This window comes from Pseudomonas sp. SID14000, assembly GCF_002165135.1.
In the GTDB taxonomy this organism is placed as follows: Bacteria; Pseudomonadota; Gammaproteobacteria; order Pseudomonadales; family Pseudomonadaceae; genus Aquipseudomonas.
In genome coordinates this window covers 40,586-56,973 of the sequence record NZ_NFZQ01000018.1, presented here as the reverse complement: position 1 = coordinate 56,973, position 16,388 = coordinate 40,586, and the positions used below count along the sequence as shown (strand labels likewise).

Genomic DNA, 16,388 nt, shown 5'->3' with positions numbered 1-16,388 from the left:
CGTTACCTGCAAGCGTAGGTGTTGCCTCGTCCCTCGTCGAACGGCTATTCGCTGACCTGGAACGCCACACGTGCCGTCTCTCCGCTTTCATCCAGCGCGCTGATTTCGGCCTGCCCAACCTGTGGCAAGCGCACCAGCAGGCTGTCCTGCCCCTGGGTTTCGCCCAATGGCTGGCCGTTGAGGAACCACCAGCGCCGGCCGCCGCCGCCCAGCGCCGACACATGCAGTTGCAACGGCTCGCTGCTGGTGGCCGGGCGGCGCAGGTTGTCGCCCGGGCGCACGCCCACGATCGACAGTGGTGGCGCGCTGGCCGGCACCTGCGGTGGGCAGCCCGGGTCGATGGCCGGCAGGCGCGCCGCACGCCGCTCGACGCGTGGCAGCCAAGGCTCCAGCGGGGCCGGCCAGAGGGCGATGTCGCGGGCCTTGGCGCCCGGGCAGCTGCCATCGACACGCAGCCCTTGGTCATTGACCCACACACTTTCGCGCAGACCCAGACCGAGTGGCTGGTCGGCGGCCTGCAGGGTTGGCGGTGTGGTGCCGTCCAGGGTCCAGGCGAAACGCTGGCGCCGGCAGTTGGGGTCCTGTTTGTTCATCGGCTGGCCCAGCGGCCAACAGATCGCTGCCACGCCGACATTCGCCGGTACCCGCGCCACCGGCACGCTGATGCCACGCTGGCTGTCACGGTTGCTCAGCAGGTCGTGCACCTGCAGCATCAGCGGCGCTGCCGAAGCCAGTCCGAATTGCCCGGGGACCGGCGTGCCGTCGGGGCGGCCGATCCATACGCCAATCAGATAGCGCGGGCCCACGCCGATCGACCAGGCATCACGAAAGCCATAGCTGGTGCCGGTTTTCCAGGCCAGTTGCGGGCGTTGCACCAACTCGGCATGCGGGTCGCGGTCGGGACGCGCCTGGCCGCTGAGGATGCGCCGGATGATCCACGCCGCCCCAGGTGACAGCAGGCGCCGTTCCAGCAACGGGTCTTGCGGTTGCAGACGCACCCGCGCACTGTTGCCACCCCGAGCCAGCGCAGCGTAGCCACCCACCAGGTCCTCCAGGCGGCTGCCCGCGCCACCCAGGATCAACGACAGGTTGGGTTCGGCCAGAGGCGGCAGTGTCAGCGGCATGCCCGCCATGCGCAGTTGCGCGGCAAAGCGTTTCGGGCCGTAGGCCTCCAGCAGTTGCACCGCCGGCAGGTTGAGCGAAAGCGCCAGCGCCGAACTGGCCGATACTGGCCCGCTGAAACCCATGGAGAAGTTGCCGGGGCGGTAGTCGCCATAGCGTCGCGGCACATCCTGCAGCAGCGACTCGGAATGGATCAGGCCGTCATCCAGCGCCATGCCGTAGAGGAACGGCTTGAGCGTGGAGCCGGGCGAGCGCAACGAACGCACCATGTCGACATGCCCGAAGCGGCGCTCGTCGGCCAGGTCGATGGAGCCGAGGTAGGCACGCACCGCCATGGTTTGCGCCTCGACCACCAGGATGGCGGCGGAGGTGCGCTCCGGCAGCCGTGCGCGCCAGCCCAGCAGCAGGTCTTCGAGGCGCCGCTGCAGCGCGGCGTCGAGCGTGGTGCGGGTCAGCGGCGGGCTGTCGGGGCTGTTCAGGCGTCGGGCCAGCAGCGGCGCCAAGGCCGGTTCCTGACGTGGCGCCAGCACCAGCGGTTCTTCGGCAGCCTCACGGATTTGCTGAGCCGGCCACACCTGGTATTCGGCCAGGCGTTGCAGCACCTTGTCCCGGGCGCGCTGGGCACGTTCGGGGTGGCGGTCCGGGCGCAGGCGGCTGGGCGCCTGGGGCAGCACGGCCAGCAGCGCCGCTTCGGCCGGGGTCAGGTGCATGGGCGACTTGCCCAGGTAGGCCCAGCTGGCGGCTGCAACGCCCTGCAGGGTGCCGCCGAAAGGCGCGCGATCCAGGTAGATCTGCAGGATTTCGCGCTTGGACAAATGCCATTCCAGCTGCGCCGTGCGCCACAGCTGGCGCAGTTTGCCGGCCAGGGTGCGGTCATGCGGATCGAGCAGGCGCGCTACCTGCATCGACAGCGTGCTGCCGCCCGATACCACACGCCCGCCACGCACGTTCAGCCAGGCAGCGCGGACCAGGGCCAGCGGGTTGACCCCGGGGTGGCTGTAAAACCAGCGGTCCTCATAGGTCAGCAGCGCTTGCAGATACAACGGCGAAACCTCGTCGGAGCTGACCGGGTAGCGCCACACGCCATCGGCATCGGCAAAGCGCCACAATGGCGTGCCGTCCTCGGCCAGCACCACCCGGGCCAGGTCGTCGCCGGGCATGGGCAGAGGCCAGAGGCGGTCGGCCAGCCACAACAGGCCGAACAGCACCAGCATGCCGAGCAGCGTGACGCGCAACAGCCTGCCCGCACGGGTACGCGGCCGCGTTAAGCTTGGCATCGGGAACCGACCTGGCCAGGTGATGGCCAAAGGCTTGGGAACGGCAACCTCGCCGATTCGTTCATCAGGAAGCAACTATGCATGTAGAAGGTTTTTTCGAGTGGCTGGGCCAGGCGCTGGGGTCATTGATCCGCTTCATCGTCGACGCAATGAGCGGGCTGTTCAACCTGCTGGCCAGCGCCGGTGGCAATTTCATCGATGGCCTGGCGCGCACGTTGGGCATGGAAACCTCGCTGCTCAGCATCCTTGCCCTGATCATCGGGCTGGTGCTGCTGTACTCGGCAATCCGCGCGTTCATGCGTGCCTCGATCATCCTCGGGATCATCTGGCTGCTGCTGGGGTTGTGGGTGATGAGCTGGGTAATACACTGACATTGAACTGCCCGGCGCGGACCTGTGGGAGCGGCCTTGTGTCGCGAAAGGGCTGCGCAGCAGCCCCAGATTTTCAGCTCCGCCGCTTTGGGGCCGCTTTGCGGCCCTTTCGCGACACAAGGCCGCTCCCACATAGTCCGCGCCTGACAGGCGCTTAGCGGGCTTTTACGGTCATCTCCCCTTGCCCATCCCCCACGGCCTGCAGGTTTGGCCGGTACATCGATTCGACCTGCGGCGGCGGCACGCGGTAGGTGCCCGGGGTCACCGCCCGTGCCAGGTACAGCAGGTGGGTGGTGCCGTAGCTGTCCAGCTTGAGTGCAGCGACATAACGGTCATCGCGATACTCCTGATGCACCACGCTGGCGTTCTGCATCGACTCGCGCCATTCCTTCACTGCACTGCTGGCGTTGTCCAGGCTGGCGGCACTTTGCGCCAGATTCTGGTTTTCCAGCTCAAGGCCTGCCGGCAGCAAGTCCACCACCAGCGCATCCGGTACCCGGTCTTCAGCCTTGAGCGCCAGGTGCACCAGCACCAGGTCGCCGCTGCGCAGGTTGTGCAAGTCCAACGGCTGGCCATTCATGCCCAGGTACTCACGGCGGATCTGCATGCCGTTGCCACCGGCCGCAGGCGCCTGGCGCGGGTAACCCGACAAGGTCAGTTGCTGGTACAGCGTCTCGCTACCCTGGTTCTGCACACTCAGCGGCGAAGCCAGCAACGGGCCTTCGAGCTTCATGCCGGACTCGGCATTGTTGAACTCGCGCACTTCGCCTGCGCTGTCCAGGCGCGCCTGCCACTGGCCTTCCGGCTTGCCCAGCAGGCCACGGCCGGCCAGGAACAGCGCATTGCGCTCCTGGGTCGACAGCCAGCGGTTGGCCGCCAGCTCATCCGACAGGGCGAACAGGCGCTGGTCGACCTGGCGGCTCGCCAGGTTGCTTTCCTGCAGCAGCGCCAGGATCAGTGCCTGGTCGCGCAGGGCGCTACCATAGTCGGCCATCCAGCCTTTACCACGACTGATGCCCAGGCCCGCCTGCAGGGCCTGCTCGGCACGCGGCTTGTCGCCCATCTTGTCCAGCGCCACCGCCAGTTGCACCAGCGGCAGACCAGAGCGGGCGTCGGCGCGGCGCTCGAACAGGCCACGCAGGGCGCCCAACGGCGCCTGCTGGCTGCGCGATAGCACCAACGCCGCATAGGCCTGCACGGCAAAGCGGGTGTGTTCAGCGTTCTCGCTGTAGTCGACTTCGATCAGGTTGCGCTCCTGCAGGTAGCGCAGCAGGCGCTCGCTGGCCTTCTTCAGCGCTTCGGCCGGCACACCATAGCCTTGGTCACGGGCGCGCAGCAGGAAGTCGGTGACATAGGCGGTCAGCCAGTATTCTTCCTCGCTGTCCGAGCTCCACAGGCCGAAGCTGCCGTTGTAGCGCTGCATGCCCAGCAGGTGCTCGATACCCATCTCGATCTTGCGCTTGCGCACATCGGCAGGCTCGCCCTTTATGCCCAGGCGCTTGAGGCTGTCGGCATCGGCGTACAGCGACGGGTAGAGGCCGCTGGTGGTCTGCTCCAGGCAACCGTAGGGGTAGGCTTCGAGGGCACGGATCTGCTCGGCCAGGTTCAGCGGTGGCCGGCTCGACAAGGCCAGGCTGGCTTCCAGGCCAGCGGGTTCAAAGGCGGCCAGGTCTGCTTCAGGCAGGGTCCAAGGCTGGTCCTTCAAGGCCACGCGGTAATGCTTGAGCATCGCCGGGTAGGCTGGGCGCACGCCCAGCGTCCACTCACGCTCGAACGCGCCGGTCGGCTCGTTCGGCAGCTGCAGACCAGTGACCCGCACATGCACCTTGCCCTGCCCCAGGCCACCCTGGGCCTGTACCGGGATCATCAGCGTCGAGCGCTGGCCTTCAGCCAGGGCAACGTTCTGCACGGCGTTGGCCGCCAGGCTCAGCTGCCCTTCGGTGCTGATTTCAACGTTCAGCTGCTGGGCACGGCCCGACAGGTTGGCCAGGTCCAGCGCCAGGCTGGTGCGGTCGCCACCGGCCAGGAAGCGCGGCGCCGAGAGCTCGGCAATCAACGGCGCGGCGACCACGGTCTTGCCTTCGGCCATGCCGAAGTGTTCCTCGGTCCAGGCCTGGGCCATCAGCCGCAGTTCGCCATTGAAGTCGGGGATATCGACCGTGGCCTGGCCCTCGCCCTTGTCGTCCAGGGTCACCGGCAGGCTTTGCTGGGCGACGATGGTCACCGTGGTGTTGGGGCGCTTGCCACCCTTGGCCATCGCCGCGTCACCGCCGAACGCCAGGCTGGCCAGGCGGCCCTGGCCAGCTTCGATCAACTGGCCGTAGATATCCAGCTGATCAGCACCGTAGGCCTTGCGCCCGAACAGGCTGGCGAAGGGGTCGGGGGTCTTGAAGTCGGTGATGTTGAGGATGCCCACATCCACCGCCGACAACAGCACATGCACCTGTTTGGGTACGCTGCCATCAGCATTTGCAGCCTTGATCCTCACGGTCAGCGACTGTTTCGGGCGCATTTTCTCCGGTGCCTGCAGGCTCACCGCCAGCTTGCGCTCGGCGCGGTCCAGCGGCAGGTGCAGCACGCCCACCGCACGTTTCGGCGTGGCGTTGGCCTTGCGCTCGCCGGGGCGGATCACCAGCGCGCTGATGTACAGGTCGTGGCGTGCCCACTGCTTGTCCAGCTGCACGTCGAACGTCTTGCCCTCGGCGGGCACGTCGATCTCCTGCCACCACAGCGGGCCATCGCTGGACTCGATCATCAGGTAGCCACTGCCGGCTGCGGGCGGGGTGACGGTGACCTTGGCGGTAGCGCCGTCGGCGTAGGCCGGTTTGTCCAGTGCCAGCTTGACCTGGTCCGGCCGCACCGCGCCGCCTTCGGCGTTGTCCTGGGCGCGGTAGCCGGCCCAGAAGCGCGCGCTGGACACCAGGCCCGTCTCCGGATCCTCCACCTCGACACGGTACGGGCCCCATTCCACCTGGAAGCTCAGCTTGGCGGTGGAGCCGGCCTTGACGCTCACGGTCTCCTCGCTCTGGGTAAGGAACTTCTCGTTGTAGGCGTAGCTCCAGCCATCGCTCTGCGAGTAGTTCCAGTAGTAATCGCGGCGCTCGCGAACCAGCCGCACTTTGAGGTCGTTGGCCGCCAGCTTGTTGCCTTCGCGGTCGGCCACCAGGAACTCGAACTCCACCGGCCCGTCACTGTCGGTTTCCTCACCGTCGAACAGGCCGCGCAGGCCTGGCAGGCGCTCGGCCGGCCAGATGGGTTGTTCCAGGCGCCGGGTGATCGGCCGGCCACCGGACTCCTGCAGGCTGGCCTGTACGGTCAGTTGCAGCGGTGAGCGGGCTTCGGCCCAGCGGCTTTCGATATCGACCACGGCCTTGCCGGCCTGGTCCAGGGTGACTTCGTCCAGCTCCAGGTCCTGGTTCAGCTCGGTTTCGGTGACCGAGCCGAACTGGTAGCCCGGCAGCGCCGGCACCGCCTCACGCAGCGGGCGAACATAGGCCTGGCCGCTCAGGCGGTTGCCGGCAGCCGGGGCACCATAGAGGTAACGGCCATTGACCTGGATGCGCGCATCCTGGTCCGGAGACAATGGTTTGCTGCTGCCCTTGAGCTCCAGCGCCAGGCGCTCGGGCAAGAAGTCTTCGACGAGGAATTCATACACCTGCTTGCGCCCGCCGCCCAGGTCGAGCAGCAGTTGCCAGCGGCCGGTCGGGGCCTCGCTGGCCAGCTGCAGCTGGTACTGGTACAGGCCGTTGCTGTCGGCTTCCCAGACGAACTTGCGGCTGACCTGCTCATCCGGGCGGCGCACTTCCACGCTCACCGGCTGAGCCTTGACCGGCTTGCCGTCCTGGTCGCGCAGCAGGCCGTTGAGCAACACCGTTTCGCCTGGGCGATACAAGTCACGCGGGCCGAAGATGAAGAACTGCAGCGGGTTGGCCTGCGGGCCGGTGATGTCGAACTCGGCCAGGTCCAGTGCCGCGCTGCTCAGGCGCAGCAAGGTGGTGTGCACCCCCTGGGTGGCGATCAGGGTGTCGGCCTTGGGCGTGATCGGCAGCTGGGCGTGGCCATCGCTATCGGTGCTGGCCTGGGCCAGCAGCTTGCCCTTGTCGTCATGGATCTCCAGGTTGACGCCGTTCATCGCCTTGCCGCCCTCCAGGGCCTGGGCGAACACATCCAGGCGGTCGCGGTAGCGATGCGCGGACACACCGATGTCGCTGAGGGTGAACAAGGTCGCTGGCTGCGAGTAGTCGTAGGTGCCCGAGGCTCGCATTACTGCCAGGTACACGCCTGGCTCCTGCAGCGGCTTGATGCCAGCTATCGGCAGCAGCACGGTCTCGCGGGTGTTGCGTGCGGGGTTAAGGTCGAAGCGGCCGCTGTAGACCAGCTCGGCCATGTCCAGGGTTTCCTTGGACTGGTAGTAGTACAGGCTGCTGTTGCGCCCCCAGTTGACCAGGAAGGTCGAGAGCATGTCCGGCTTCACGCGGAAGAACTCGACATCGACCTTGTCGACGTTGAGGGCAATCACCGGCAGGCCCTCGGCCAGGCGCGTGGGCAACAGCGATCCACGGCTGGCGAAGCCGATGGTCGGCTGCATGTCGCGGGTTTCCAGACGGCTGATCGACTCCTCTTCCAGTTGCCTGCCGTTGACGGCCAGCAGGCCCTTGTCGACGGTCAGCACCAGCTTGCGCTGCGGCTCCAGATGGCGCAGGCGCAGCTCCATCTGGTTGTCGGAGAGTTCCCAGGCGCCGTCGAGCTTGCCTTTGACCGTGTCGACCAGGTGCACTTTGCTGGCGAAGTCCTGCTTGGCATCCAGCGGTGCGGAGAAGCTGATCGACAGCGTTGCAGCGCCATCGAGCTGCACTTCGGAAACATCCAGCACGGTGAGCTCGCGGCCCTCGTAGCGCTTGGCGAGTACGGCCGGGTCTTCGCGCTCGGGCGCCGGGGTGGCGGCGGGCGCAGTGGCCGCCGGCTTTTCGGCTGGCGCCGGTTTGTCCGGCGTCGAAGAGTCACAGGCACTGAGCAAAGCCAGCGCGCAGGCCAGCAACAATCCTTTGTTGAACATGGAGTAGAACTCTTTGGCAGCATGTACGTTGAGGGCAGCAACTATAGCGCAACTATGGTCGCGCGAATTGGCTGCATGGCCGGTACACTGCTGGCAATTTAGAAAAGCGGGGGCGCTTTGCGCCCCTTTCGCGACGCCAGGCCGCTCCCCACAGGTACTGCACAGGCTTCCGGTTTTGGGAGCGGCCTTGTGTCGCGAAAGGGCTGCGCAGCAGCCCCAGGATTTCCCAGGACACCCGATGACCTCACTGACCACCGACTGGCAGCACCGCCCCACCCACCACAAGGTCTGGGCCCTGGCCGCGCCGATGATCCTGTCCAACATCTCCGTGCCGCTGGTAGCCCTGGTCGACAGCACCGTCATCGGCCACCTCCCCCACGCCCACCAGCTTGGCGCCGTGGCCGTGGGGGCCACGCTGTTCACCTTCATGGTCGGCCTGATGGGTTTCCTGCGCATGGGTTCCACCGGCTTCGCCGCCCAGGCCGCCGGCCGTGGCGATGGTGCTGTGTTGCGCCAGGTGCTGGTGCAAGGGCTGCTGCTGGCGGTCGGTTTCGCCCTGCTGATCGGCCTGCTGGCCCTGCCCTTCAGCCAGTTGGCGCTGCACGCGATGCAACCCAGCACGGCCCTGCAGCAGGCCACCGAAGACTTCTTCCACACCCGCCTGCTCGGCCTGCCCGCGGCACTGGCCAGCTACGCGCTGGTCGGCTGGTTCCTCGGCACCCAGAACGCCAGGGCGCCACTGGCCATCCTGCTGACCACCAACCTGCTGAACATCGCCTTGAACCTGTGGTTCGTGCTTGGCCTGAACTGGGGCGTGCTGGGTTCGGCGCGGGCGTCGGTGATTGCCGAATGGAGCGCCGCCCTGCTCGGCCTGGCCCTTACCCGCCCGGCCTTGCGCGCCTACCCGGGGCAGATCGCGTGGGCGGCGCTCAGGCGCTGGCAGGCCTGGCGGCCGCTGCTGGCGGTGAACCGCGACATCTTCCTGCGCAGCCTGGCGCTGCAACTGGTGTTCCTGCTGATTACCGTGCAAGGCGCACGCCTAGGCGAGGCCACCGTGGCGGCCAATGCCCTGCTGCTCAACGGCCTGCTGCTGACTGCCTATGCGCTTGACGGGTTGGCGCATGCAGTGGAGGCCCTGTGCGGCCATGCCATTGGTGCGCGCGACCGCGACACCCTGCGCCGCTCGCTGGTGGTGGCCTGTGGCTGGTCGCTGATCACCAGCCTGGGGTTTGCCGGCTTGTTCCTGCTGGGCGGGCACCTGTTCATCGATTTGCAGACCGACATCGAGAGTGTGCGGGCAGCGGCTTATCCGTACCTGCCGTACCTGGCATTGCTGCCGTTGATTGCGGTGTGGAGCTATTTGCTGGATGGCTTGTTCATTGGCGCGACACGGGCGCGGGAGATGCGTAATGCGATGTTGCTATCGGTGTTGATTGCGCTGCCGATGGCTGTGGCCATGAGCGGGTTCGGCAACCATGGGTTGTGGTTGGCGTTTCTCGGGTTCATGGGCTTGCGGGCGGTAAGTTTGGGGTGGGTGGGGTGGCGGTTGCAGGAAAAAGGGCTTTGGGTTCGGTGACACCGGGGCCGCTTTGCGGCCCATCGCGACACAAGGCCGCTACTACATGGATTGCGGGACGGCCTGGTATCACGATCAACTGTAGGAGCGGCCTTGTGTCGCGATCTGAGGGCAAAGCCCTCACCTGCGGATTCACAGCCACACACAATCCCAATGTGGATAATCACCAGCCCGCCGCACCAGGCCAGCCCGAATGGGATTGGCGATGATATAGCGGGCAGCGGCCTTTACATCCTCCTCCTTGCGCAGCGCCCGGTCGTAAAAGCCGGGTTGCCAGATGTGATGTCGCTCGGCACCTGTACGGTAGAGCGCGCAACTGCTTCGCGACTTGAAGGCACACATGAGTTTGCTCAGGCTGGTCGGGCCGAGCTCGATCAGCCAATGCAAATGGTCCGGCATCAAGACCCAGGCCAGCGAACGGCAACTCCCCTCTCGATCACTCAGCCGCAATTGCTGAATGGCCGAACGCGCAAACCAGAGGTTCTCGAATAACGGGAGGCGATGGCGTGTGATGGTGGTTAGCAGGTAGAGCCGGCCTGGCTCTGAAAAGCGCCCTTGGCGCAAGCGATGGTTGCCGTGACGATCCATGTCGACTTCCTTTGAACGTTGCATTCACAGGATAGGCGTGGCGATGAAATGCAACGCCGATGGATCATTACCGAGTATGACGCGGTGAGGGCTGCGCCCTCAGTTCGCGACACAAGGCCGCTCCTACAACAGATCGCGCCGCGATTTCCCGCGAAACCGCAATCCCATGTGGTTTCGCGGCGCGATGGGCCGCAAAGCGGCCCCGTGGATTACGACGACAGGTACGAAGACCGGGTCAGACCAAGACGCAATGCATCCAGATACTGGGTCCGCTCACGCGCAGTGATCTTGGCGCTGGCCACCTTGTCACGGTAGTGCGTCATCAACTCCTCCGGCGACAGGTGCACGTAGCGCAGCATGTCCTCGATGGTGTCGTGGGTCTCGATACCGGCGTGGTATACGCTACCGTCGGCATTCTGGTAGATGTTCACTGAGTCGGTGTCACCGAACAGGTTGTGCATGTCCCCGAGGATTTCCTGGTACGCACCGACCAGGAACACACCCAGCAGGTAGTCCTCGCCCTCCTTCACCGCATGCACCGGCATGCTGGTCTCGATGCTCTGCTCGTCGACGTACTGGTTGATCTTGCCGTCGGAGTCGCAGGTCAGGTCCTGCAGCACGGCACGACGCATCGGCTCTTCGTCCAGGCGGTGCAGCGGGATGATCGGCAGTACCTGGCCGATGGCCCAGGTGTCCGGCAGGCTCTGGAACACAGAGAAGTTGCAGATGTACTTGTCGGCCAGCTTGTCGTTCAGCTCGTCCAGCACCTGACGGTGCGAGCGCTGGCGGGCTTTCAGCGAATTGTGCAGGCGGCGGCACACAGCGAAGTAGCACTGTTCGGCCAGGGCCTTCTCGGCCAGGCTGATCTTGCCATCAGCATACTGCGCAGCTACGTCACCCATGTAGTGGGTGGCACGCCAGTAGGTCTCGGTGACCATCTCGATGTCGGTCGGGCCGAGCAGGTCGACCAACCATTGCACGGTCTCGGGCAGGGCTTCCTTGTTCTCGATGGTCGGCACGTCGTCGTTGTGCTTCTCGACGTCGGTCACCTGGATCACCAGCATGGCATGGTGCGCGGTCAGCGAACGACCGCTCTCGGAGAAGATGTGCGGGTGCGGCAGGCCCTGCGCGTCGCAGAACTCCTTGAGCATGCCCACCACCACGCCGGCGTAGTCGTCCATGTCGTAGTTGATCGAGCTGGCATTGCGCGAATGGGTACCGTCATAGTCCACACCCAGGCCACCGCCAACATCGATGTGGTCGACCGGCAGGCCCAGCGCACGCAGCTCACCGTAGTAACGGATGGCTTCCTTGAAGCCATGCTGGTAGTCGGCCAGGTTGGCGATCTGCGAGCCCATGTGGAAGTGCAGCAGGCGGATACCCTGGTCCAGGCCGGCATCGCGGAAGCGCTGTACCACCGAGATCAGCTGGGCGGCGGACAACCCGAACTTGGACTTCTCGCCGCCGGTGTCTGCCCACTTGCTCGAGGCCAGCGACGACAGACGCACGCGCAGGCCGACCTGCGGCTTGACCTTGAGCTCGGCGGCCTCGTCGATCACCAGGGCCACTTCCGACTCTTTCTCGATGACGATGAACACGTTGTGGCCGAGCTTCTGGCCCATCAGCGCCAGGCGGATGAACTCGCGGTCCTTGTAGCCGTTGCAAACGATGGTGCCGCCTTTCGGCGCCAGCGCCAGCACTGCCAGCAGCTCAGGCTTGGAGCCGGCTTCCAGGCCAATGGAGACGTTCTGCGTGGCGATGATGTTTTCCACCACCGCTTCCTGCTGGTTGACCTTGATCGGGTACAGCGCGGTGTACTTGCTCTGGTATTCCAGGCGCGCGATGTTGGCGTCGAAGGCGCCGGTCAGCTGGCGCACACGGTCCTGCAGAATGTCGGGGAAGCGCACCAGCAATGGCAGCGACAGGCCGCTCTGGCGCAGTTCGTCTACCTGTTCGAACAGGTCGATCGGTGCACTTTTGGGGCCGTTGGGGCGTACTTCGACGCGCCCGGCTTCATTGATGGCGAAATAACCCGCGCCCCAATGGCGGATGCCATAAACACTGCGGCTGTCGGCCACGGTCCATTGGCTACCATCGTCTTTGCGTGTGCGTCGTACGGACATTCAAGTCCCCTATAAATAAGTCGAAGACACTGCCCCGCAAGGAGGCGGGCGCAGTGTAAAAGCCAAAAATGACGATTCGTCCGTGCCCTGGGGTAGACCCTGGTCACGGCAACGAGTTTAGAAAGCACTGGGCAAAAAATCGCGTGGCCGCATCAGCCGCCGGATTTTTTCGCCTTGAAACCCTGCTTGGTCAGCTCACCGATCAGCAGTTCGACATGGTCGCCCTGGATTTCGATGACCCCATCCTTCAGAGCGCCACCGGTTCCGCAGCGGCGCTTGAGGGTAGAGGCCAGCTCCTTGAGCTGGTCGAGTGGCAGCGGCACGCCGGTGACGGTGGTCACGGTCTTGCCGCCGCGGCCTTTGCTTTCACGGCGCACACGGGCAATGCCATCGCCTTCGGGGATGACCTGCTGCTTGCAGGTACAGGCATCCACCGGCTGGCCACAGTCGGGGCAGTGCCGACCGGCGTCGGTGGAGTAAACGAGACCGCCAAGGGCGGCGAAGGAAGAAGCTTTCTTGGCCACTTTTGTTCCTCTGTGCTGAGGACAAAAACTGGTCGGCCCCAGGGGGTTGAGCCCGACCGCGAAGCCCCACTCTGGCAGGGGCGGCGCTACCACCGCAAGACCTGCGGCAGCCCGAAAAGGGCGCGCAGTTTAACGATAAATCCGGCTGTTGCTAAGTACTGGATTGCGGCATTTTGCGAATGTTTTGCGACCCCTTCGCGGGTAAACCCGCTCCCACAGGTACTGCGCAGGTTTCACGGCCCGTGAAATCCCTGTGGGAGCGGGTTTACCCGCGAAGGGGCCGGCATGGCCCACGCATCTATTTGAGGCTTGCTTTATAGCGCTGCAACGCCGCCAACGAGTCCGGGCAATACGGTTTTGTCAGGCTTTCTTGCTCAGCCTGCTCCAGGCCAATGAAGCGCGCCTCGATCACCTCTTCCGGCTGCAGCCGCAACGGCGCATCCGAAACCGCCGAATATACTGCACACCACAAGCGGTTATCCGGCTGGTCGAAGTAGAACCGTTCATGAAAGCGCAACTCCACCCCGTCGATCCCCAGCTCTTCGGCCAGCTCACGCGCCGCCGAATCGGCATACGCCTCCCCGGCCGTCACCATGCCGCCTGCCGCCACATCCCAATACCCCGGGTACAGCGCCTTGCTTAGGGTACGCCGGTGCACGCACAACTCACCGGCGCTGTTGAACAGCAGAATGAACGTGCAACGCCCAATCAGGCCGCGCGCGCGCAGTTCGGCGCGGGGCAAGGCCCCCAGCACCTGGTCGGCTTCGTCCACCCAGGTGACCAGCTCTCGATCGGAAGCCGCCCGGTGGGCGGCCTCGTTTGGGCTGATAGCCATCATCAACCCTGCGACAGCAACTGGCGCAGGTCGATGACCGCGGCGTTGGCCCGGGAAATGTAGTTGGCCATGACCAGCGAGTGGTTGGCCCACATGCCAAAGCCACTACCGTTGAGCACCATCGGGCTCCACAGGGCTTCTTGCGAGGCTTCCAGCTCACGGATGATCTGGCGCACGCTGACCGTGGCGTTCTTCTTCGCCAACACGTCGGCGAAGTCCACCTCGATGGCGCGCAGCAGGTGCGACAGCGCCCAGGCCTGGCCACGGGCTTCGTAGAACACGTTGTCGATCTGCAGCCATGGGGTTTCCACCAGCTCCTCGTCCACCTGCGGCGCCTGGCCGGCGACCAGCGATTCGGTCTTCAGCGTGGTGTTGAGCTTGACCCGGCCAACGCTGGCCGACAGGCGCTGCGACAGCGAGCCCAGGCGGGTGGCCACGTCACCCAGCCAATTGTTCAGGTTGTCGGCGCGGGTGTAGAAGATCGCGCCCTTGTCGCCGGCAGCCAGACGGGTCTGGTAGCGGGTCAGCGACTTGATGCCCTCTTCGAACTCCGACTCGCTCGACGGCAGTATCCAGCTCTTGTTGTCGAAGTTGAAACGCGGCTCGGCCTTGGCCAGGTCGGCGTCTTCGGTGGACTGCGACTGCGAGCGGGCGAAGTCCTTGCGCAGGGCACGGGACAGGTCGCGCACCTGGACCAGCACGCCATACTCCCAGCTCGGCATGTTGTCCATCCACAGCCCTGGTGGGAAGCGGTCGTTGGAAATGTAGCCACCCGGCTTGTTCAGCAATGTGCCGGCCACGGTCTTGAGGGTTTCAATAGTGGTGTAGCCCACCACCATCTGCTGGCCAGCGCGCTCGGCTGCAGTCTGGGCGTTCTGCTGCACCGGGAACAGCTCCGGCTCCTGGCTCCAGTACCAGCCCAGGCCGATACACACCAGCAGGTACAACCCAATCAGGGTTCCCAGGGCACGGCTCCAGAGGCCGCCAAGGTAGCTACGGGCGGCGGCGCCACGGCCATCGACGCGCTCGCGGGGCTCGGCTTTGGCCTCGCGGTTTTTCCAGTCCAGCATGGCTTTGTCCTTAATCAGTCTCGACGGTTCAGGGCTTGGACCACAGGCCTGCGCCAGGGTGCCACGGCAAGCCCGCGTGGCAGCACTATAAAGCAGACACCGCCCTACGCATAAGCGACCAATCGGTCAGCAACTGAATATTCGTTCTGGCCGCTTTGTTGATGCAGAGCACTCACGCACCTGAAAGGAACTGCTAGCATAGAGCCATCATCGCCCCTGCACATCCTAACCTACAAGTAGCCAGGACATGAGCCAAGCAGTCGAGCCGAGCCCGCCGTGCCCCGTCCAACAGCTGACACGTAGCGGCCTGCGCAAGGGCGACCCGCTCGACCAGGTGCTGCTGCCGCCCCTGCGCAAGCCGGTGTACATCCTGCTGCAGGACCACGAGCGTGCCCAGCGCCTGGCGCAGCAACTGGAATTCTTTGGCCTGGTGGTGCAGGCGCTGGCCAGCGCCGCGGCGTTTAACGCGTCGATCGGCGAATACCCGCCCTCGGCCATCATCATGGACGTCGACTTCAACGGCGCCGGCCAAGGTTTGCTGCTGGCTGCCCAGGTGCAAGAGGGGCTGGCCCGACATATACCGCTGCTGTTCTTCAGCCACCACGAAACCGACACCCCGACCCGCCTGGCCGCCGTGCGCGCTGGTGGCCAGGACTTCCTCACCGGCACCCTGGAAGCCTCCAGCCTGCTGGAAAAGGTCGAACTGCTGACCAATGCCACCCAGCACGACCCGTTGCGCGTGCTGATCATCGACGACTCGCGCACCCAGGCCCTGTACACCGAGCGCGTCCTGGCCAGCGCCGGCATGATCACCCGCAGCCTGACCGACCCGGTCCGCACCATGACCGAGTTGGCCGACTTCCAGCCCGACCTGATCATCCTCGACCTGTACATGCCGGCCTGCACCGGCCCTGAGCTGGCCAAGGTGATCCGCCACAGCGACCGTTATGTGAGCGTGCCGATCATCTACCTGTCTGCCGAGGACGACCTGGACAAGCAGCTGGATGCCATGAGCGAAGGCGGTGATGATTTTCTGACCAAACCGTTTCGCTCACGCCACCTGATCACTACCGTGCGCAACCGCGCCGCCCGTGCCCGGCACCTGAAGGCGCGCATGGTGCGCGATAGCCTGACCGGGTTGTACAACCACACCCATATCCTGCAACTGTTGGAAGACTGCAGCTTCCGCGCCCGTCGAGAGCAGCAGCCGTTGAGCTTTGCCATGCTCGACATCGACCACTTCAAGAAGATCAACGACCACCACGGCCACCCCATGGGCGACCGGGTGATCAAGAGCCTGGCGCTGTTTCTCAAGCAGCGCTTGCGCAAGACCGACTTCATTGGCCGTTATGGTGGTGAAGAGTTCGCCATTGTCATGCCCAATACCGCGCTGGACGCGGCGCACAAGGTGCTGGACGAAATCCGCCAGCGCTTTGCCGAGATTCTCTACCCGGCGCAGCCGCGGGACTTGCAGTGCACCTTCAGTGCCGGGGTGGTGCAGCTGGATGAGGGGCTGGATGCGCTGACCATGGCCAGTGCGGCGGACGAGGCGCTGTATCGGGCCAAGCATGCCGGGCGTAATTGCGTGGTGCGTGTGGAACCCTGAACCAAACTTTGCCTGTGCCGGCCTCTTCGCGGCTGAAGCCGCTCCCACAGGTACTCCACCGGACTGACGGATTGCGCAATCCCTGTGGGAGCGGCTTCAGCCGCGAAGAGGCCGGCACAGGTTAAAATAGAGGCACTGTGCCACTTTTTTATGGTGCCAACCCCCTGCCGTCATCACCCCGTCACAAGATCGCAATAACTTCAGCCACCGACCTCCCCTCCTCCCCGCAGGAAGCTCGCG

General features: G+C 65.1%; 10 protein-coding genes. 3 read left to right on the top strand and 7 right to left on the bottom strand.

What is annotated here, in order from left to right; all coding sequences use genetic code 11:
• Positions 1-44: 44 nt before the first annotated feature.
• Complete coding sequence (gene pbpC / locus CAY82_RS22580; protein WP_087503134.1) at positions 45-2,399, bottom strand: peptidoglycan glycosyltransferase PbpC; 2,355 nt, start codon at positions 2,397-2,399, stop codon at positions 45-47.
• A 77-nt stretch (positions 2,400-2,476) separates the two neighbouring features.
• Between pbpC and CAY82_RS22575 the strand changes: the two genes are divergently transcribed.
• Entirely contained in the window at positions 2,477-2,770 is a 294-nt protein-coding gene (locus tag CAY82_RS22575) for a hypothetical protein (RefSeq protein ID WP_087503133.1), read from the top strand.
• 154 nt (positions 2,771-2,924) lie between these two features.
• Here the strand turns inward: CAY82_RS22575 and CAY82_RS22570 are convergent, their stop codons facing one another.
• Positions 2,925-7,826, bottom strand: a complete 4,902-nt coding sequence (locus CAY82_RS22570; protein ID WP_087503132.1) for an alpha-2-macroglobulin — start codon at positions 7,824-7,826, stop codon at positions 2,925-2,927.
• Between the two features lie 238 nt (positions 7,827-8,064).
• Between CAY82_RS22570 and CAY82_RS22565 the strand changes: the two genes are divergently transcribed.
• Positions 8,065-9,402 carry an MATE family efflux transporter gene (locus CAY82_RS22565; protein WP_087503131.1) on the top strand — a complete coding sequence of 446 codons (1,338 nt, stop codon included), beginning with the start codon at positions 8,065-8,067 and terminating at the stop codon, positions 9,400-9,402.
• Between the two features lie 132 nt (positions 9,403-9,534).
• Here CAY82_RS22565 and CAY82_RS22560 read toward each other — a convergent pair whose 3' ends face one another.
• The 5 genes from CAY82_RS22560 to CAY82_RS22540 form a co-directional block, all read right to left on the bottom strand.
• Positions 9,535-9,990 (bottom strand): transposase, encoded by a 456-nt coding sequence (locus CAY82_RS22560; protein WP_087503130.1) that lies wholly within the window; start codon positions 9,988-9,990, stop codon positions 9,535-9,537.
• Between the two features lie 209 nt (positions 9,991-10,199).
• The gene (speA, locus tag CAY82_RS22555) at positions 10,200-12,113 is read right to left on the bottom strand and encodes an arginine decarboxylase (protein WP_013970716.1); all 1,914 of its coding nucleotides are present in this window, start codon (positions 12,111-12,113) and stop codon (positions 10,200-10,202) included.
• A gap of 152 nt (positions 12,114-12,265) precedes the next feature.
• Positions 12,266-12,637 (bottom strand): translation initiation factor Sui1, encoded by a 372-nt coding sequence (locus CAY82_RS22550; protein WP_085626093.1) that lies wholly within the window; start codon positions 12,635-12,637, stop codon positions 12,266-12,268.
• A gap of 298 nt (positions 12,638-12,935) precedes the next feature.
• The gene (locus CAY82_RS22545) at positions 12,936-13,472 is read right to left on the bottom strand and encodes an NUDIX hydrolase (RefSeq protein WP_087503129.1); all 537 of its coding nucleotides are present in this window, start codon (positions 13,470-13,472) and stop codon (positions 12,936-12,938) included.
• A gap of 2 nt (positions 13,473-13,474) precedes the next feature.
• Entirely contained in the window at positions 13,475-14,542 is a 1,068-nt protein-coding gene (locus CAY82_RS22540; RefSeq protein WP_087503128.1) for a DUF2333 family protein, read from the bottom strand.
• A 247-nt stretch (positions 14,543-14,789) separates the two neighbouring features.
• On the opposite strand from CAY82_RS22540, the gene CAY82_RS22535 reads away from it, so the two are divergent.
• Positions 14,790-16,148 (top strand): diguanylate cyclase, encoded by a 1,359-nt coding sequence (locus CAY82_RS22535; protein ID WP_087503127.1) that lies wholly within the window; start codon positions 14,790-14,792, stop codon positions 16,146-16,148.
• Positions 16,149-16,388 lie beyond the last annotated feature (240 nt).

Coding starts and splice junctions, on each gene's coding strand:
- speA (WP_013970716.1), bottom strand. CDS start 12,113: ATGTCCGTACGACGCACACGCAAAGACGATGGTAGCCAATGGACCGTG.
- CAY82_RS22575 (WP_087503133.1), top strand. CDS start 2,477: ATGCATGTAGAAGGTTTTTTCGAGTGGCTGGGCCAGGCGCTGGGGTCA.
- CAY82_RS22560 (WP_087503130.1), bottom strand. CDS start 9,990: ATGGATCGTCACGGCAACCATCGCTTGCGCCAAGGGCGCTTTTCAGAG.
- CAY82_RS22545 (WP_087503129.1), bottom strand. CDS start 13,472: ATGGCTATCAGCCCAAACGAGGCCGCCCACCGGGCGGCTTCCGATCGA.
- CAY82_RS22535 (WP_087503127.1), top strand. CDS start 14,790: ATGAGCCAAGCAGTCGAGCCGAGCCCGCCGTGCCCCGTCCAACAGCTG.
- CAY82_RS22570 (WP_087503132.1), bottom strand. CDS start 7,826: ATGTTCAACAAAGGATTGTTGCTGGCCTGCGCGCTGGCTTTGCTCAGT.
- pbpC (WP_087503134.1), bottom strand. CDS start 2,399: ATGCCAAGCTTAACGCGGCCGCGTACCCGTGCGGGCAGGCTGTTGCGC.
- CAY82_RS22540 (WP_087503128.1), bottom strand. CDS start 14,542: ATGCTGGACTGGAAAAACCGCGAGGCCAAAGCCGAGCCCCGCGAGCGC.
- CAY82_RS22565 (WP_087503131.1), top strand. CDS start 8,065: ATGACCTCACTGACCACCGACTGGCAGCACCGCCCCACCCACCACAAG.